Source organism: Aquimarina pacifica, assembly GCF_000520955.1.
Lineage (GTDB): Bacteria > Bacteroidota > Bacteroidia > Flavobacteriales > Flavobacteriaceae > Aquimarina > Aquimarina pacifica.
This window is the reverse complement of the sequence record NZ_JACC01000034.1, coordinates 17,704-37,428: the sequence shown is the minus strand read 5'-3', so window position 1 is coordinate 37,428 and position 19,725 is coordinate 17,704. Positions and strand designations below refer to the sequence as shown.

At 32.9% G+C, this 19,725-nt stretch carries 13 protein-coding genes; 8 read left to right on the top strand and 5 right to left on the bottom strand.

Going from position 1 to position 19,725, the window contains the following annotated elements; all coding sequences use genetic code 11:
- Positions 1-132 precede the first annotated feature (132 nt).
- The 7 genes from DZ60_RS0115815 to DZ60_RS0115785 all read left to right on the top strand — a co-directional run bounded on the left by DZ60_RS0115815 (position 133) and on the right by DZ60_RS0115785 (position 10,292).
- A complete protein-coding gene (locus DZ60_RS0115815) occupies positions 133-2,016 on the top strand; it encodes an OstA-like protein (protein WP_025743015.1) in 1,884 nt (627 codons plus the stop codon).
- Between the two features lie 57 nt (positions 2,017-2,073).
- Entirely contained in the window at positions 2,074-3,279 is a 1,206-nt protein-coding gene (locus tag DZ60_RS0115810; RefSeq protein WP_025743014.1) for an aspartate aminotransferase family protein, read from the top strand.
- A 309-nt stretch (positions 3,280-3,588) separates the two neighbouring features.
- Positions 3,589-4,977 carry a tetratricopeptide repeat protein gene (locus DZ60_RS0115805; protein ID WP_025743013.1) on the top strand — a complete coding sequence of 463 codons (1,389 nt, stop codon included), beginning with the start codon at positions 3,589-3,591 and terminating at the stop codon, positions 4,975-4,977.
- A gap of 355 nt (positions 4,978-5,332) precedes the next feature.
- Positions 5,333-6,298, top strand: a complete 966-nt coding sequence (locus DZ60_RS0115800; RefSeq protein ID WP_025743012.1) for a DUF368 domain-containing protein — start codon at positions 5,333-5,335, stop codon at positions 6,296-6,298.
- Between the two features lie 2 nt (positions 6,299-6,300).
- Positions 6,301-7,326, top strand: a complete 1,026-nt coding sequence (locus tag DZ60_RS0115795) for a DUF368 domain-containing protein (protein WP_025743011.1) — start codon at positions 6,301-6,303, stop codon at positions 7,324-7,326.
- A complete protein-coding gene (locus DZ60_RS0115790) occupies positions 7,323-8,054 on the top strand; it encodes a shikimate dehydrogenase family protein (protein WP_025743010.1) in 732 nt (243 codons plus the stop codon). The genes DZ60_RS0115795 and DZ60_RS0115790 overlap by 4 nt, the downstream gene beginning before the upstream one ends.
- A gap of 129 nt (positions 8,055-8,183) precedes the next feature.
- Positions 8,184-10,292, top strand: coding sequence for a DUF349 domain-containing protein (locus tag DZ60_RS0115785; protein ID WP_034229891.1), 2,109 nt, complete (start codon positions 8,184-8,186; stop codon positions 10,290-10,292).
- Positions 10,293-10,414: 122 nt separating this feature from the next.
- On the opposite strand, the gene DZ60_RS0115780 is transcribed toward DZ60_RS0115785, so the two are convergent.
- A complete protein-coding gene (locus DZ60_RS0115780) occupies positions 10,415-11,857 on the bottom strand; it encodes a RagB/SusD family nutrient uptake outer membrane protein (protein ID WP_025743008.1) in 1,443 nt (480 codons plus the stop codon).
- An 18-nt stretch (positions 11,858-11,875) separates the two neighbouring features.
- Complete coding sequence (locus DZ60_RS0115775; RefSeq protein ID WP_051477670.1) at positions 11,876-14,917, bottom strand: SusC/RagA family TonB-linked outer membrane protein; 3,042 nt, start codon at positions 14,915-14,917, stop codon at positions 11,876-11,878.
- Between the two features lie 633 nt (positions 14,918-15,550).
- On the opposite strand from DZ60_RS0115775, the gene DZ60_RS0115770 reads away from it, so the two are divergent.
- The gene (locus DZ60_RS0115770; protein WP_025743006.1) at positions 15,551-15,919 is read left to right on the top strand and encodes a VOC family protein; all 369 of its coding nucleotides are present in this window, start codon (positions 15,551-15,553) and stop codon (positions 15,917-15,919) included.
- A 251-nt stretch (positions 15,920-16,170) separates the two neighbouring features.
- Here the strand turns inward: DZ60_RS0115770 and DZ60_RS0115765 are convergent, their stop codons facing one another.
- The 3 genes from DZ60_RS0115765 to DZ60_RS0115755 form a co-directional block, all read right to left on the bottom strand.
- Positions 16,171-17,694, bottom strand: coding sequence for a helix-turn-helix domain-containing protein (locus tag DZ60_RS0115765; RefSeq protein WP_025743005.1), 1,524 nt, complete (start codon positions 17,692-17,694; stop codon positions 16,171-16,173).
- A gap of 293 nt (positions 17,695-17,987) precedes the next feature.
- A complete protein-coding gene (mazG, locus tag DZ60_RS0115760) occupies positions 17,988-18,761 on the bottom strand; it encodes a nucleoside triphosphate pyrophosphohydrolase (RefSeq protein WP_025743004.1) in 774 nt (257 codons plus the stop codon).
- Positions 18,762-18,769: 8 nt separating this feature from the next.
- Positions 18,770-19,714 carry an NAD(P)H-dependent flavin oxidoreductase gene (locus DZ60_RS0115755; protein ID WP_034229888.1) on the bottom strand — a complete coding sequence of 315 codons (945 nt, stop codon included), beginning with the start codon at positions 19,712-19,714 and terminating at the stop codon, positions 18,770-18,772.
- Positions 19,715-19,725: the final 11 nt, after the last annotated feature.

Sequence of the window (19,725 nt, the reverse complement as noted above, 5' to 3'; positions counted from 1 at the left end):
CTACATTCTAAATAACAAAATGCAACAAAAAATAGATTTCAAGGTCATTAAATCAGAAGTGCATTTTATTTTAACTTCAAGCTGTAATCATTAGACACAATTTTCGTTATTTTGCATACAAATTTAATTTACTTGAAAAATATAATCCTTATTACATATGCACTCTTATTTGGTGCAGGAATTCTTGCTCAAGAAGGCAAACAGATTAAGGTACAATCTGATCGTACGATAAAAGACCAGAACAGATTCCCTAACGCTACCATTCTTGCTAAAGTAGACAAACAAGTCTATATGGAACATGAAGGAATCGAAATATGGTGTGATCAAGCGATTCATTATGGAGAAGATAAATTCGTAAAAGCACTTGGTAACGTTGTAATTAAGCAAGGAGACACACTTACTATGACAAGCAAATATGCCGAATACAACGGGAACACTCAATTTGCATATGCTAGTGATGATGTATTTATGGAAACTCCTTCTAATACATTACGTAGTGACACCTTATTTTTTGACAGACTTAAGCAGCAAGCATACTATAGAAGTGGTGGTACCGTAAAGGACTCTGCCAATAATGTCCTTACTAGTAAAATAGGTCGCTATTTTATGGATCGAAGACAATATTCTTTTAATACAAAAGTAAAGATCGTAAATCCTGAAAATACTGTAGACTCGGATAGACTAGATTACTATACAGAAAACGGTCATGCATATTTATATGGTCCATCAACGGTAAAAGGAAAAGAAAGCACATTATACTGCGAACGCGGATTCTATGATACAAAAGTAAAAACTGGATATGCCATTAAAAATGCTCGAATGGATTATGACAATCGCACGGTTTTTGGAGATAGTATTTTTTATAATAGTACCACTCAGTTCGCATCAGCAACAAACAACATTAGAGTACTAGATACCGCCAATAATTCTGTTATTACAGGACATTATGCCGAAGTTTTTAAAGATAAGGACTCTGTTTTTATTACAAAAAGAGCATTAGCTGCAACGCTACAGGAAAAAGATTCTATATTTATTCATAGCGATACCCTAAGAATCACGGGGAAACCTGATCATAGAATAATGAATGGTTTCTACGATGTACGCATCTATAAAATTAACATGAGCGGCAAAAGTGATTCTATTAATGTCGATCAAACTACAGGATATACAAAAATGATTGGTAACCCCATCTTATGGGCACAACGAAATCAAATGACTGGTGATACCATAAAAATTATTTCGAATACAGAAACCGAAAAATTAGATTCTCTTGTAGTATACCAAAATGCTTTTCTTGCACAAGAGGACACATTAAAATTAGGGTATAATCAAGTAAAGGGTCAAATACTATATGGACTATTTAAGGATAACGAAATCTATCAGGTAGATATTGATAAAAATACAGAGACTGTATTTTACCAAAGAGAAAGTGAAGGAGAACTAAAATTAATTGGGATTAACAAAGTACTTTCTAGCTCAATCAAATTATTGCTTACAGATCAAGAAATTGATGACGTATATTACTATCAAAATATTGAAGGTACTTTATATCGTGAAAGTGATCTACCAGAAAATGCTCGAGAACTTAAAGGTTTTAACTGGCGCGGAGAAGAACGGATTAATTCTAAAATTGATCTTTTTAGAGGCGAATCTCCTCCACAACTTACTAAAATAAAGGGAATACCCCTACCCAAAGATGAAGCAGATTTCTTTGATGAGGAAACTATAAAACGTCTTGAGGAGAATAAATCTGAAGGCTCGCGATTATTAGACCAAGAACTCAAAGATGCAGAACTTAAAGAAACCAATGAAGAATTAGATATCAGTCCTGACGATGAAGAACTGCCTACAGAAGTTGATAAAAAAATCAAGACCGAAATTAATAAAAACAAAAAGAAAAGTTCTTTTGTTGATCCAGATTTAAATAGATCAGCACATCAAAGAGATAGTATTACGGTAACCACCATACAATATAACAAATCAGACACGATAAAAAGAACGACCAAAGAAAATTAAACATAAAGGTACCTTTTCTTTGGTATGATATTATTTAAAAACTGATATTCTATTTTTTTGAAACAAGATTTTTTTACATATCAAGCGCAAACGACTCCGCATCCATTAGCCTTAGAAATTTCGCATGCAGAGGGTAGCTATATTTACTCTAAAAAGGGTAAGAAATATCTTGATTTTGTGGCCGGAGTATCTGCATGTAGTTTAGGACACAGACACCCAAGGGTTGTAGAAGCTATAAAACAGCAACTAGACAAGTATTTGCATGTAATGGTTTATGGCGAATATATACAGCAACAACCCGTAGCACTTACCAAACTACTTGCTGACAATCTCCCCCAAAATTTTGAAAAAACATATTTAACCAATTCAGGAACAGAAGCAATTGAAGGATCGTTAAAATTAGCGCGCAGAGCTACAGGACGTAGTCAAATTATCGCCGCAAACCTAGCATATCATGGTAACACAATGGGGTCAATGAGTGTAATGGGCTATGAAGAACGCAAGCAAGCTTTTAGGCCTTTGATTCCGGATGTATCATTTATAACTTTTAATTCAGAAAAAGAGTTAGAAAAAATCACAACCAATACTGCAGGAGTCATTTTAGAAACAATTCAAGGAGGTGCCGGTTTTATTGAGCCAAAAAATGAATACTTAAAAAAAGTACGCAAACGATGCACTGATGTTGGAGCACTTCTAATTTTAGACGAAATACAACCGGGATTCGGGAGAACAGGGAAACTATTTGGTTTTCAAAATTATGACATTACACCAGATATAATTGTTATGGGCAAAGGAATGGGTGGGGGAATGCCAATAGGGGCATTTACTGCTTCGTCATCACTCATGAATCAACTAAAAGATAATCCGAAACTAGGTCATATTACTACTTTTGGTGGCAATCCAGTAATTGCAGCTGCCGCTTTGGCAACACTACAAGAGATTACTGAAAGTGACGTTATGGCAGCCGCGTTAAGAAAAGAAAAAATAATACGCTCTAGATTAAAACATCCCTTAATAAAAGAAATTAGAGGATTAGGACTCATGTTAGCTTGTATTACATTTTCTGAAGAAGTTGCAAATAAAATTATTTTACAATGTCAGGAAAAAGGACTCATTCTTTTTTGGTTACTGTTTGAACCCTGTGCAGTGCGCATAACACCGCCATTAACTATATCAGAAGATGAGATAAAAGAAGGCTGCCAAATCATTCTCGAAGTATTAAATGACATACAAAACAATATAGATAATAAGGATATGAATTGATTATCTCATAAAAAAATCGTAACTTATATACGTATTCTTCCACTAACTATATATAATAGGCTTCCTAAAAAGTAAAACTCATGACCATTAACAATATAATGGTACGTATTTTGTTAATTAGTTTGTTAAAAACAATTGATGAGCGAAGTTTAATGATACAATTTCATTTGTAATTTTAATACTGAGGAAATCAATAATGCAAAATAAATTAAGTAATGGAATTACCAAGTACTTAAATTTGTTGGGGAAAGCAAAAAGAGAGTATTTATGTTCTTTTACCTATTTATTGAGCATCAATAATCAATGTGTATGAAATTTAACCATGAAGAAGACGATAACTTCTCAATTACTCGGTATGAGTCTATGTTGAGATCTAATGATGTTAAATTTTTTGATTCAGACGAATTCGAATCTATTATTCATCATTATCTAGAGAATGGAAAAATTGCAAAGGCAAAAAAAGCAATTGCTTTGGGCCTTTCTCAACATCCATCTTCGGTTAACCTCAAACTACTGCAAGTCGAAGTATTAGTTTTTGAAAATCGTTTGGATAAAGCAGATACCTTATTGGCACAATTGTATGCAATAGAACCAGAGAATGAAGAAATTTATATTCAGAAAGCCAATATTCTCTCAAAACAAAATAATCATGTTAAAGCCATAGAGCTATTAACAATGGCATTAACATATACTAATGATGATGCAGATGTCTATTCACTAATAGGCATGGAATATCTGTTTATGGACGATTTTGAAAATGCAAAAATCAGTTTCATGAAATGTTTAGAAGTAGACGATCATGATTATTCGGCTCTATATAACATTATTTACTGTTTTGATTTTCTTGAAGAACATGAAGAGGCTATTGAGTATCTCAATATGTACCTAAATAAAAACCCATATTGTGAGGTTGCATGGCATCAAATAGGAAAACAGTACTTTGACCTAAAAGAATATGAAAAAGCATTAGCTTCTTTTGATTTTGCCATTATAAGTGACGAATATTTTATAGGTGCCTATCTAGAAAAAGGGAAAGTTCTTGAAAAACTAAAAAGATATAATGAAGCTATAGAAAACTATAGAATCACACTCGAATTAGATGACCCAACCTCTTTTGCTCTTTTAAGAATAGGAAAATGTCATGAAAAACTCGGAAATGATGATTTAGCAATTCAGCATTATTCTAAAACCGTACATGAGGATCCACTCCTTGACAAGGGATGGATTGCCATTACAGATTTTTATATGCGCAAGCGTGAGTATCAAAAAGCACTATATTATACTAACAAAGCAATCAATATTGACAGTGAAAATGTCCTATATTGGAAACGATATGCAAAAATAAATAATAGACTTTCGTTTTTTGAGGAAGCAGAACGAGGGTACAGAAAAGCTTTAGAACTAGGTAATTACGAAATAGAAACATGGTTAAACAGATCAGATATATTACGCTTTATTGGTGAGTCTGATGCTGCCATACAAAACTTACATCAAGCCATAGAGTTCTATCCAGACAATGCCGAAGTTCAATTCAGACTTGCGGGATTATATTATGAGATGCAAGATTTTGAAAAAGGTGAATACCATATCAGAAAAGCTTTAGAACTTGATTTTGAATACCATATAGTATTAGAAGAATTATTTCAAAAGATTTTTAATCTTACTATGGTAAAAAACATTATTTCAGAATATGAATAGTAGCGCCATTCATATTCTAGTTTAAGCGCATACTCCTGAGACTATCTATTTATTTCGTAAAAATCTATTCTGTCATAAAACTACTACACTAACTATAGGGATCCCCTATAGTTTTTGATGTAATCAATTAATTGCCCCTACTATATTAAAATCAAGGAAATAACCGTCTTTAGTACGTTTTAAAAACCTAAAAAAACTAAATTCTATTACATGAGGAAGGTTTAAACTATAAGCGCTTTCTTACTAAACTTTTTTATTATTCTTAAGGACATGATCAACTTACTTATTATGTCTTTTTTTAAGCACAAAAATGTATACATTTGTTTTGACTTAAAAAACATCAAAAACAATAAGAATGAGAAGAAGTCTCAAAGACTACCTCTTTATTAGCGTAAAAGGACTTGCTATGGGGGCAGCTGATGTTGTACCTGGAGTTTCAGGAGGAACAATCGCTTTTATATCAGGGATTTACGAAGAGCTAATCGAAACCATTAATACCTTGGATTTAAATTTCTTTTCTGTTTGGAAAAATGAAGGTTTCTTAGCTTCCTGGAAAAAATATAATCTTTCATTTCTGGCAGCTCTCTTTCTGGGTATTGCCATAAGCATCCTTTCTCTATCTAAACTTATAAAATGGCTACTTCATAACGAAGCGCTATTATTATGGTCCTTTTTTTTCGGGTTAGTTCTTGCTAGTATTCTATTTATCGGAAAACAAATTACTTCTTGGAAACCCAAAATAATACTAGGAGTTTTAGTTGCTGTGGTTATTTCATATGCTATAACCATTGCAGAACCTTTTGCTTCACCTGATAGTAACTGGTATTTACTTTTTTGCGGTTTTATTGCCATCATAGCGATGATACTCCCAGGAGTTTCTGGTTCATTTATCCTTTTAATTTTGGGAGCTTACCAATCTTTTATAAACATTCTTAATCAATTGCTTGAAGGGGTATTGCAAATGGATTTTGATATTTTATGGAAAGCCATTTACAAAATCATCATCATCGCAATTGGAGCAATAGCAGGTCTAAAACTATTTTCTAAAGTCTTAAACTGGATGTTTAAAAATCATAAAAACATGACATTGGCTGTACTTACAGGGTTTATGATAGGCTCATTAAATAAGCTTTGGCCATGGAAAAAAATATTATCCTGGAGAACAAATTCTGAAGGATTAAAAGTTCCTTTAATAGAAAAAAGTATTTTACCTACCCAATATAGTGAAGACCCAAAAATAATATGGGTACTATTCTTTATGATCATTGGCTTTCTTGTAATCTTTATATTAGAGCGCCTTTCTATGAAAAAAGATAAGTAAAAATGCAACAAAGCACGCGAACCTTTACCGATAGACTTTTTCTTGTTATAAAAGGGCTTGCCATGGGTGCTGCAAATAAGGTACCAGGGGTTTCTGGAGGTGTTGTTGCATTTGTAGCTGGGTTTTATGAAGAATTTATTTATTCATTACAGAAAATAAACCTAAAAGCTTTTAAGCTTTTTATAAATTTTAGATTTAAGAGCTTTTGGCGGTATATCAATGCACGATTTCTTGGGCTTTTATTATTAGGAATGCTTATTAGCTATTTCAGTGTTTCTAAGATTTTAGATTATCTGATTATTCATTATGAATTATATGTATGGGCAGCGTTCTTTGGTATGATAATAGGCTCTATTTACTATATCATAAAAGGCTTTAGTGATTGGAGTCGAAGAAACATATTTCTAATTATTTTGGGATGTGTTATAGGCATTGCCATTAGTCTTCTTGATCCGGCAAGAGAAAATGATAACCTTTGGTTTGTTTTTGTATGTGGCATTATAGGTGTATCGGGGATGACATTACCAGGATTATCAGGATCATTCATTTTAATATTGTTAGGCAATTATGTACTTCTATTAGTAGATTCGGTTAATGCTCTTTATGATACGATAGCAGATATTATTCAATGGGATCTCTCCTTTATTTATGATGAGAAAAGAGTTCGTTTATTACAAGTTCTTCTAATATTCAGTCTTGGATCATTGACAGGTCTTGTGACTCTTTCCCATTTTTTAGGATATGTTTTAAAAAATTATAAAAGCGCTACTTTTGCGATTATAATTGGTTTTATTACGGGATCTCTTGGTGTCGTTTGGCCATGGAAAAATAAAATTTACAAAACAGACATCTTAGGAAAAAAACTTAGTGATGCATTAGGAAATCCTATATTGGATAATTACGATCGTTATTTTCCTGATTTTACCATTTCAGAAACTTATATTGGTATTTTTTATATCCTGATAGGTATTAGTATCGTATTGGCCTTAGAATGGTATGGAAAAAAAATGTTAAAAAAATCAAAATGAAAAAAAAATTTGGCTTGCTCGGGAGAGATATTGGATATTCTTTTTCTAAAGGATACTTTACAAACAAATTCGAAAAAGAGAATCTAGATTATCAGTACGATAACTTTGATCTTAAACAAATAGAAGATGTAAAAAAAGTTATAGCAAATTCGCAGGTCAAGGGACTCAATGTTACTATCCCTTATAAAGAAGAAGTTATTCCTTATATGGATGATTTAGATCCTGTTGCAAAAGAGATCGGAGCTGTTAACACAATAAAGTTTGAAAAAAACCAAAAGCTAAGAGGCTACAATAGTGACTATTATGGTTTTACAGAATCGCTAAAACCACTATTAAACGATTCTATAAAAAAAGCATTGATTTTAGGGACCGGAGGCGCATCAAAAGCCATTGCTTATTCTCTTAACAAACTAAATATCGCTTACACTTTTGTTTCTCGCAATCCTGATGTTAATCAACTAAGTTATACAAATCTGGATGAAGATATTATAAAATCATCAACACTGATTATCAACTGTACACCTTTAGGAACTTTTCCTAACATACAAGATTCTCCAGATATACCATATGAGTATATTACCAAAAATCATGTTTTATACGATCTGATTTATAATCCCGATGAAACGGTTTTTTTACGCAAAGGAAAAGAAAAAGGAGCTACTATTTCTAATGGATCTCGTATGTTAGTGCTACAAGCAGAAAAATCCTGGGAAATATGGAACACATGATTTTAACAAGAATTTCGTAAGTAAACCTATGATTCTAGTATGTTTAACAAAATCTTAAAACGTATTAATAACTTTGAGGTTCTCTAATATGTTAGTATCTTAGATGTGACAAACAAAAACAACCACACAATGTCAATACGTGATAACCTGTCTCAGACAGATGGAAATAAAGAAAATAAGACGGAAATGTTAAAAACCAACTCAGAAAATACTGATGTTGATAGTTTAACTGTAGCAGAGTCAGAAATACAAGTCGACACTACAATTGATACTGTTACTGATAAAGATTCCGAACAAGAGGACACCACTGTAATAGCTTCTGATACAAAAAGTACAGATTCTTCAGATACTCCAGAAGTTGTTGATACTGCAATACCAGCATCTATTCTGTCTAAAGATGATGAAAAAAAACCTGAAATGATCGAGGAAAAGGATATAGATCAAAATGATCAAATTCAGGTAGAAATGAACGAGGCCGTAGCAGAACACAGCGAAGATGAAAGTACTCAGGAAAAACATGATATCGAAAAGAAAGACTATCATGCAATGACCAAAGAAGAATTAATCAACGAACTTCGAGGATTAATTAAAAGTGAGAAAATACAGGCGATCAAAGAACATGTCGAAGAAATAAAGAATGAGTTTACTGAAAAATTTAATGAGGAAGTAGAAGAAAAAAAGGAAGAGTTTTTGGCAGAAGGTGGTGACATCATTGATTTTTATTACTCTACACCAATAAAGAAAGAATTTAATTCGGTATACTTTGATTACAAAGAAAAGCGTAATGCATACTATCAAAACCTAAAAAGAGACCTTCAGGAAAATTTAAAGAGAAGACTTGAGTTGGTTGAAGAGCTAAAAGGATTACTCAATATCGATGAAAATATAAATACTACATACAACCATTTTAAGAGTATTCAGGAAAGATGGAGAACTGCTGGTCCTATTCCTAGAGACAAGTATAATACCGTTTGGAATACGTACCACCATCACACCGAAAATTTTTATGACTTCTTACATCTAAATCGAGAATTTAGAGATTTAGATTTCAAACATAATTTAGAACAAAAGCTCAAGATTCTCGAAAGAGCCACAGAACTTGCCCAAGAAACCGATGTAAACAGAGCTTTTAGAGAGTTGCAACTACTACATAAAATGTGGAAAGAAGATCTGGGACCTGTAGCAAAAGAATACAGAGAACCTATCTGGGAAAAGTTTAGTGCACTGACAAAACAAATACACGAAAATCGTCAACTCTATTTTAAAGAATTTGAAAAAGTTTTAGAAAAAAACTTAGAAGTAAAAAAAGAAATTATTGCTAAAATTGTTGAAGTAAGCTCTGATCATCCTAAAAATCATAGTGGTTGGCAACAAAAGATAAAAGATATTGAAGTACTCAGAGATGCATTTTTTAAAGCTGGTAAAGTACCTTCAAATGTAAATGAACAAACTTGGAGTGAGTTTAAAGCTTCAGTAAGGGATTTTAACCGAAATAAAAATGCATTCTATAAAAGTCTTAAAAAGGATCAGTTCGAAAATCTAAGTAAAAAGATGGAACTGATCAAAATTGCTGAAGACAATAAGGACAATGACGATTTTGTGACTACAACTCCGCTCATGAAAAAAATCCAATCAGATTGGAAAAAGATCGGACACGTACCTAGAAAAGATAGTGACAAAATCTGGAAAAGGTTTAAAGATGCTTGTAATGCCTACTTTGATCGTATTCATGCAGAAAGAAACGAAGCTAATAAAGAGGAAGAAGCTTCACTAGAAAAGAAACAACAGCATATAGAAGCATTCAAAAAATTAGAATTATCTGGTGATCCTCAAGCTGATTTGGCAACTATAAAAGAAAATATTGCCATCTGGAAAACCCTTGGTAGAGTTCCTTATAAAAAGAAAAATATTGAGTCAGAATACAACAAAGTTTTAGACACTCTTTTTCAGCAACTCAACCTTAATCGTCAGGAAACAGAACTTATCAAATACGAAAACAAACTAGATTCTTTGTCAAACCAAAGCGATGACAGAGCACTTAGAAATGAACAAGTTTTTATTCGTAAAAAAATTGAAGAAGTTAACAGTGAGATTCGTCAATTAGAAAATAATCTTCAATTTTTCAAAAATGCGAAGGATGATAACCCAATGGTCATTGATGTTCGAAAGAATATCCAAAAACACAAGGACAACCTAGATGTTTGGAAAGCCAAACTCAAAAAAATCAAACAACTATAAAAAATATCGGATCTTATGGATCCGATATTTTTTTATACCCCATATTTTTTACATTCAGAACTAGTAGCCATCACTTTAGTTCTGAGTGTAAAAAATAAACTCTTTTAGAATTCCCTATACCACTAGTAACCGGGATTTTGCTGCCCATTAAGTGCTGGATTAGCGTCTAATTGTCCTGCCGGAATAGGAAATATTGTCTTATTCGCTCCAAAAACAGCAGAAGAAAACTCAGGATCTCCTGCTTGTCTTAGTCCTCTACTATTTCTTAACAAATCCATTCTTCTGTGTCCTTCGCTAGCAAATTCTTTTAATCTTTCTTCAAGAATATCGTCTAAAGTAACTGCTGTTAAATCAATAAGACCAGCTCTTGAACGTATCCGATTAATATCATTTAAAGGGGTATCACCTATAGTTAAATTACCTCTCAAATTAGCTTCTGCTCGAATAAAATACATTTCGGTAATCCTGATAATGGGTAAAGGATCATTGCCCGTAGAACTAATTTTATTCTGAAACACCTCTTCTACCCCATTTGCATCATTACCTATAATTACAGGATCTATCAATCGTAAGTCTTTGCCTTCTGTATTTGTAACATCGGGAATTCCGCTTTCTAAAGCAGATACTAAAAAGTCTGAATAAAATAAATCACCTCTACCCGCCGGAGAAGGACTTGCAAAATTATGCAAACTAGTGCCCCCAAACGTTCCATCTGTTGCTGTATTTGCTAGAATAAATATACTCTCATCAGATACAGTTTTATAAAACGAATAATCATCAGAAAACTCATATAAATCAGAAATAATTACTTCATTGGCAAGGGTTGCAGCCGCTGTCCATTCTTCTCTATATAAATATAATCTAGCCAATAGTGCTTGAGCAGCACCTTTTGATGCAATTGTATTATCGGTACTTTCTTGTAATAAAGTAATTGCATCTTCTAAATCTTCAATTATCAATGTATGTACTTGATTTAATGTAGAACGCGATAACTCAAAATCTTCAACCGGAGCACCTGATTCAAAAGGTATAATAGTAATTGGGACACATAAGTTATTTCCATTCTGTAACTGAAATGGTTGCGCATATACACGTGACATTTCAAAATACATTATAGCTCTCATAAATTTGGCTTGACCGATAATATCATCTTTCTCCTCCTCTGTAAAATCAACAATATCGGCATCAGGGACTTTTGCAATTAAAAAATTAGCATTATTAATTATTTCATATCCTTCATCCCAAAACTCTTGTGTATTGGTATTTGTAGCTTGCGTCTCATACTCGAATATATCGGCTAATGAAGTAAAAGAACCAACAAAAGTCATTTCATCAGATTGCAATCCAGAAATTGCATATCTATTACCATTTAATGCATCAACTTCTCTCGCTTGCCCATAAAGTCCATTGGTAACTCCTCGGATAGCAAATTCTGACTCAAAAGCACTATCTTCTGTTAGACTATCTTCTGGATTAATCTCTAGCTCATCATCACAGCTATATAAAATGCCCATAGCTCCTACTATTAATAGTACTTTATATATTTTATAAATTGTTTTCATCATTATTTATGTATTTAGGGTTTAAAATGTAATTCGTGTCCCAAGCAAAAATTGTCTTGCTTGCGGAGCAGTAAAGAAAGTTTCGCCTTGGATCAATGGGTTAATATTATCAGTAACCTCTGGGTCAAAACCATCCATATTACTTCCTCCTTTTATCACAAATAAATTATTACCAGTAGCATAAATCCTAAGCTTTTTAAAAATTTTATTATTCTTAAACACACTATTTGGCAAGGTATAACCAAAAGTTAGGTTTCTCATTCTTAAGAAAGTACCATCTCTCAATTGAAACGAAGAAGCCTGCCTGTATAAGCTTTCTGTATCACTCCCTAGTCTCGGATACTTGGCATTATCACCAGGTTGTTGCCAATAATTAAGCACATCAGAGGACTGATTAAAGGTACCTACTCTATCTGGTGCACCCACAAATCGAAGTCCATCAAGAAAAATATCATTTCCATATGTAAAGGACATCAAAAAACTAAGGTCAAAGTTTTTGTAGGTAAACGTATTGGTTATTCCGCCATAAAAATCAGGTAATGCATCTCCTACTATAACTCTATCTGTATCAAAATTTGGTGAGGTAGTTGTGTTTCCGTCCTTATCAAGATATTCTGCATCCCCGGTCTGAGAATTCACACCGACATAACGTACTAGATAAAAGTTATTCGTAGATTCTCCTTCTATTGCTCTTTGTCTTGCGCCTGCAGCTTCTATAAATTTTCCTTCATCAGAATCATTTGCTCCTGGCAGAGAAATCACTTCTGTATCCACAAACGAGATATTAAAATTTGTTGACCAGGTAAAATTGTCTGTAACAACATTCTTTGTATTCAAACCTATTTCGACACCCCTATTCTCTAACTCCCCTGCATTTTTATTAATTGTAGCAAAACCAGTAATCTCTGTAATAGGAACTGGTAATAAAAGGTCCGTGGTATTTTTTTTGAAATAATTGAGATTAAGATTGAAGCGATTATTAAAAAGTCCCAGTTCTAAACCTACGTCCAACGTTGCACTTTCTTCATATGTGAGATCAGGATTAACGGGCTGAATCGGAGCTATACCTCCGCTACCATTATAATTATAGGTTGCTGTTAGCAAAGGTACTGCCGAACCAAATAACCCTTGAGAAGGAAAAGATCCGCCAATTCTGTCATTCCCAGAAGTACCATAACTCACCCTTAGTTTTAGAAGGCTTATATTTTCTAGCTCCTCCATAAATGATTCTTCAGAAACTAACCATCCTCCGGCTAATGACCAAAAATTACCAAACCTTTTGTTGACCCCAAATCTTGAGAAACCATCTCTTCTAAAAGATCCTTCTATAATATACTTGCCCTTATAATCATAATTTATTCTACCAAATGCTCCATATAAGCTTCTCTTTTCTCTTGATTGTGCCGTTAATGTAGGAACTGCACCATTTGACACATTTCTCAAATCATCAGAAAGAAAATCCTCTGATGCTACATTTATGGTATTAAACGTTGTTTCTTGATATGACAAACCTGCAACAGCGCCGATAGTATGAATATCATTAAAAGTTGTATTATAACTCAAAGTATGATCTGAGATAATCCTATTATCATTTGCCATAAAATTTTGGGCATTACCTCCTGGGGTTATTCCTCCGTCGGCTGAAGGGTCTATTAATTCTGGGATTCTTAGAAAATTATTATTTTGACTTCTATCAATTCCAAAAGATCCTTTATAATCTATTTCTTCGGTAAGCTTTATCGTAGCGCTCATATTACCTATAATCCGCGTGCTTTCTGCAGAGTTTTCTTGCAATGCCTCAATGGCTTCTATATTTTGTATAAAATCATTATTAATAAAGTTACCTTCTTCATCTCTTGACTGAATAAATGGTCTTATCAAATATGAAGAAGTTAAAGGCGCAAAGGTTGTATTTTCAACATTGACTCTATCATTTAAAGTATTTGTAACAGATAGATTTAGACCAAGATCTAGCCATTCATTGGCAGTGTGGTTAAGATTAACTCTTCCACTAATTCTTCTTAGATTATTCCCAACAATTCCGCCTTCTAAACTTGAGTATCCTGTACCTATGAAAAAGCTTGTCTTTTTTCCTCCTCCTTGAGCAGACACATTATAATTTTGAGAAAACCCGGTTCTTGTTGCCAAGTCTAACCAATCAGAACCGTCTGCAGGCAGATCGGAAACAGCATTTATCCCACCACTTGCTCCTACAAGTCCTCTTTCAAACCGATATTTCGCATATTCGTTAACATCTAAAATATCAACCAAGTCTGTAACATTAGTAAACGAGGTCCATACATCTGCATTGATTTTTGTATCTGTATTTATGCTTCCCATTTTTGTTTTGATTAAGACAACCCCATTAGCTCCTCTAGAACCCCAAATTGCTGTTGCCGCAGCATCTTTTAGTACAGAGAAAGATGCTATATCTCCTGGACTCAAATCTGAAATAGGATTTAGACCTGTATTTCCTCCTACGTTAAATGTATTGACATCATCACTCAGAGGAACCCCATCAATAACAATCAACGGTTGTGACCCTCCATTAAGAGAAGCAACTCCTCTTACCCGAATTATATTCGCAGCTCCTAATACCCCCGAACTTTGTGTAAATTGTACTCCACTGGTTTGTCCCTGCAAGAGTTCCTGTGCAGTAACAGCCGGAATATTTTCTATAGCAGCTGTTCGTACTGTTCCTATATTCTGGATTAATTTTCTTTCTGTACTTGTACCAAACCCAATGATTACGACTTCATCTAATTCTGCAGCGCTAGCCGTAAATTGTACATTAATAATAGTCTTATCACCGACCTTTACATCTTTGGTTATAAAACCTATAAAACTAAAAGAAAGGACATCTTCATTACTCGCAGCTATGCTATAGTTTCCGTCAAAATTAGTTTGCGTTCCTTTATTACTATTCTTTATAAGAACATTAACCCCTGGCAAGGGCAACCCTTTGTCATCAGTGACTGTTCCTGATATATTCATTTCTTGAGAAAATGTAATATTGTATATAAAAAAAAGGAACAATAAGAGTTTGTGATATTGTATTTTCATAAGCAAAAGTTTAAAAAATTAACACTATAATTTCTATAAACCACAAAAGGAAGGCTAACATATCTTGAGGGCTAATTCAAAATCTGCTTTCAAAAACTCAAACAAAGTTTTAGTTGAAATAACAAACACACCTTCCTATTTGTGATTATTGCCTAAAGAAACGTACTGAATAAGGAAGTCTGGGGAATCCCTATCATCTATTACCCATGCCGAAGAAGATTTACTCATCAGAAAAGTCAAAGCTACTTTACTATGATTTCGTTCAAAGGAAAATGATGTATTTTATGTTTACGAAGAATAATAAGGATACGATTTCATCCGCGCAAAATTATTCGGGCATTGATCAAAGAGGATTTAATAAAATCTACCCGTTTTTAATTCTGCCTTAAAAAAATCAAAAGTAAAATCCAAAAAATAGGACTTTTACAATTCATTATAGTTTTTATAAAGATGTATTCTGAGAAGCAGGAATTCTCTATACTTCATTTGATGATCACAAAGTCAAATTAGTATACGAAAGGCTTATAAAAACTCATACTAGATTCATTTAAAGTTGCCTAAAAGGGATGCTATAAAATTTGTAATTTTAATGACACTTGTGGAAATAATATTCAGATGATAATACGTAAATAGATGATAAGAATAGAACCTATAATCGGCGTTAGCAATGTTAAAAAAAGTTCAAAGTGGTACCAAAATCTTTTAGGGTGTAAAAGTAATCACGGAGGGGATTTCTTCGAAATATTAATAGACCAAGACGAAACAACCATTCTTTGTTTACATAAATGGGAAGAACACAACCACCCAACCCTAAGTAATCCGAAAATGGCAGGAAATGGACTGATTTTATATTTCAGAGTAGATAATTTGAAGGAGATATGGAAAAATGCTCAACATTTGAATGCCGTAATAGAAGCCACCCCTAATTTGAATAAAAACTCTGGAAGAGAAGAGTTTTCAATTAGAGATTTGGATAATTATTTTTTGATTATTTCTTTATAAAAACAATTAAGGAACAGACGATTACTATTTAATCAAAAATCTCTGGATATTAATAAACACTCAAAACAGGAAGATAACAAGAGATAAAAGAAATCTAGATATCAGGTAATTATATACTATCAAAAAACTAGAAAGTCTTCGCTTTTACTAGATAATATTATCGCATTTATCCACTCTGCGTCTCCTATTTACACTGATAGAAACAACACACTAATTAGTTTAACTATATTATTAGAACGTAAAGAGCTAAGCTATGCCACGTATAATTTCAAATACTGAGAAGGTGTAATTTGATTGTATTTCTTGAAGGATTTATTAAAAGTGACTTTGTTATTAAAACCTACTTCATACGCTACATCTATGATATTAAACCCTTTGTATTTCTCTCCTTTCAAAATTTCTTTAGCCTCATCAATCCGGTATTTGTTAATCAATTCGAAAAAATTAAGGTTAAAATGCTCGTTAATAATCTGTGATGTATTATGGCGTGTCGTTTCAAGCATTTCTGATAGTCTCTGAAGCGTTATGTCATTTTGCTTATATATCTTCTTTTCATTAAGCAAATACAGCAATTTTATTTTGAGTTCTAGTGATAGACTTTGAGTAAGTCCTGATTTTTCATATTTAGCTTCTTTTGACTTTGATTCGAAATCAATTACTTTTAAATTTCCAAATAGCGAAGGTTGCACAAATGCCATATAACCAACATAAAGCACCAATAAAGACATTGAAACAACTTGTGTATAAAATAAAAAACCACTAAATACCTGTTGCATTATTAACACGGTATAAATAGCATATGAAATCACATAGACGGAACAAAATATTACAATATTTCTTTGCCAATTATGCTTTAATTTTGACCTAAAAATAGTATTCTTAGTATATTTCAGATACATTCTAATCACGAATATTCCATACACAAGTAATGACGCTAGCTTACTTAGCATAATTAAGGTTATATAAGGTCTATCACCATTAATAAGTATCCTTAGTTTTTCTTCTGCAGATAATAAATATATAGGTACGAGTAAGAAAGCTAGCAGTGCTGTGGGAAATAAATGCCATAAATCAGAATACTTGAAGCAATATTGAGCAGTTACTCTTTTAAAATAAAAATAAACCAATGGACCATATAAAAATGAGAATACTGTAGACATATAGTAGGTATGCGGAAAATAGTATCCATAATTCATTAAATAAAGGCCAATATGAATGATAAAAAAAGAGTGAAGTAATACAAAGGCGCTCATTATAAAGTTGGCAACTTTGTCCGCACGTTTTCTAAAATTTAAGACAACAGCTATAAAAATACCAATAAAAGCAACATAAAAGCAAAACACTGCCCACATACTAAACTTTTTGAGATATTTACTAGCCAACGCTCTATATGGTTTTGATCCACTTATCTCGTCAAAATAACTATGATCAACGAAAGTAATATCTAAACTAGACTTGACATACTTTTCTGCAAACGCACAGGCTAAAGAGGCTTTTCTTTCTTTGGCATGCATTAGTGCTAGTTTCCTAAATATAAAAGTTGAATCAACTACGGCACTTTTTGGGTATTTTTGGATAGTGTTTTTTGAGTCGATAAAACCTACTTCCTTTATATGCTCATTCTCTTCTTTCTGAGAAATTGAGTTATAGGTATCTATATCCTGATTTCTTATATACAATTCATCATTATTGCCATAGACAATAGAAGGATAAAAGAATAAAAAAAGGATACTCAATACTGGTATTGACGTTACTATTTTTTGAATTAGCCCCATAATTATATTTAAATAACTATACTTACTAATTTACGATATGTTTTTCAAAAATTCATTACAAATGGGGGTCTCCCGATAATATCTTACCCAAAAACTTAGTAAAATCAACACTTTGGAGAGACAAAAATATTTTTTTAGTTAAGTAAAAACCATACTAAAGCGAGGATAAAACAGCATTTATGAACTGTGATTTAACTTAAAAAAGTCATTTCTTAATAAAACCTTAAATCCAGTTTGTAAAAACAATTGAACAAATACAATATTGAAAATATATTCATAACGATAGTAACCCGTTATATTTTTTTGGCTTCTTCCCAAAAAACATCCATCTCTCTCAACGTCATATCCTGCAAACTTTTATTATTTTCTTTTGCCTTTTGTTCTAAATATTGAAAGCGTTTTATAAATTTTTTGTTCGTACGTTCTAAGGCATCTTCAGGGTTTATCTTTAAAAAACGAGCATAATTAATCATAGAAAAAAGAACATCTCCAAATTCTGCTTCAATTTTATCTTGATCCTGTACTTTTATCTCATGTTGCAATTCATCAAGTTCTTCCTTTAATTTTTCGAACACTTGATAGGGTTCTTCCCAATCAAACCCTACGCCTGCCACTTTATCCTGTATTCTACTTGCTTTTACAAGTGCAGGTAATGATTTTGGCACACCTTCTAAAACACTCTTCTTTCCTTCTTTAAGTTTTAAATTTTCCCAATTTCGTTTTACTTCTTCTTCATTTTCAACTTTTACATCACCATAAATATGAGGGTGTCTATGAACTAACTTATCGCAAATCTCATTAGCAACATCAGCTATATCAAAATCCTTTGTTTCACTCCCGATTTTTGAATAAAACACAATGTGCAATAAAAGGTCTCCTAATTCTTTTTTTACTTCTTCAAGATCATTATCGAGAATTGCATCGCCCAACTCATATGTTTCTTCTATAGTGAGGTGCCTCAACGATTGTAAGGTTTGCTTTTTATCCCAAGGACACTGTGCTCTCAGTTCGTCCATAATCGTTAATAACCTATCTATTGCAATAAGTTGTTCTTTTCTAGAATTCATATGTATAGTTATATGGAGATTTCTTTCATCATTTTTTGCGTAGCCAGAAACTCATTGATCATTGTATCAACAATATCTGCAGCGGGTTTAATATCATGAATCAACCCAGATACTTGTCCTATTTCTAATTCTCCCTCATCAAGATCACCTTCAAACATTCCTCTTTTGGCTCTAGCTCGCCCAAGTAATACCTTTAATTCCTCTACCGATGGAGCCTGAGCATACAGTTCATGTACATCTTGATAAAATTTGTTTTTTAATAAGCGTACAGGTGCTAGCTCTTTGAGAGTTAATGTCGTATCTCCTTCTTTAGCGTTTACGACCATTTTTTTAAAATCAATATGCGACGATGCTTCTTCGCTAGCTACAAATCGACTACCTACTTGCACACCATTAGCTCCTAACGCCATAACAGCATACATAGCAGCGCCTGTTGCGATTCCTCCTGCGGCAATAATTGGGATATCAATTTTTTCTTTGATCATTGGTATTAGTGCCAATGTTGTCGTCTCGTCTCTACCATTGTGCCCCCCTGCTTCAAAACCTTCGGCGACAATAGCATCTACACCTGCTTCTTGGGCTTTGAGTGCAAATTTTAAGCTACTTACCACATGAACCACTATTATCCCTCTCTCTTTAAGAAAAGAAGTATATGTTTTAGGGTTTCCTGCAGACGTAAACACTATTTTTACATCCTCTTCAATAATAATTTGAATAATCTCTTCGAGATTAGGGTATAACATAGGGATATTTACCCCAAATGGTTTGTCTGTTGCTTTTTTACATTTCTGTATATGCTCTCTTAAAATATCTGGATACATAGATCCTGCTCCAATAAGCCCTAACCCTCCTGCATTACTTACTGCACTGACTAATCTCCAACCGCTTGCCCAAATCATTCCGCCTTGAATTATTGGGTACTTAATAGCAAAAAGATCATTAATTTTATTCATTATTTTCCTTT

Coding starts and splice junctions, on each gene's coding strand:
- DZ60_RS0115805 (WP_025743013.1), top strand. CDS start 3,589: ATGAAATTTAACCATGAAGAAGACGATAACTTCTCAATTACTCGGTAT.
- DZ60_RS0115800 (WP_025743012.1), top strand. CDS start 5,333: ATGAGAAGAAGTCTCAAAGACTACCTCTTTATTAGCGTAAAAGGACTT.
- DZ60_RS0115795 (WP_025743011.1), top strand. CDS start 6,301: ATGCAACAAAGCACGCGAACCTTTACCGATAGACTTTTTCTTGTTATA.
- DZ60_RS0115790 (WP_025743010.1), top strand. CDS start 7,323: ATGAAAAAAAAATTTGGCTTGCTCGGGAGAGATATTGGATATTCTTTT.
- DZ60_RS0115785 (WP_034229891.1), top strand. CDS start 8,184: ATGTCAATACGTGATAACCTGTCTCAGACAGATGGAAATAAAGAAAAT.
- DZ60_RS0115780 (WP_025743008.1), bottom strand. CDS start 11,857: ATGATGAAAACAATTTATAAAATATATAAAGTACTATTAATAGTAGGA.
- DZ60_RS0115775 (WP_051477670.1), bottom strand. CDS start 14,917: ATGAAAATACAATATCACAAACTCTTATTGTTCCTTTTTTTTATATAC.
- DZ60_RS0115770 (WP_025743006.1), top strand. CDS start 15,551: ATGATAAGAATAGAACCTATAATCGGCGTTAGCAATGTTAAAAAAAGT.
- DZ60_RS0115765 (WP_025743005.1), bottom strand. CDS start 17,694: ATGGGGCTAATTCAAAAAATAGTAACGTCAATACCAGTATTGAGTATC.
- mazG (WP_025743004.1), bottom strand. CDS start 18,761: ATGAATTCTAGAAAAGAACAACTTATTGCAATAGATAGGTTATTAACG.
- DZ60_RS0115755 (WP_034229888.1), bottom strand. CDS start 19,714: ATGAATAAAATTAATGATCTTTTTGCTATTAAGTACCCAATAATTCAA.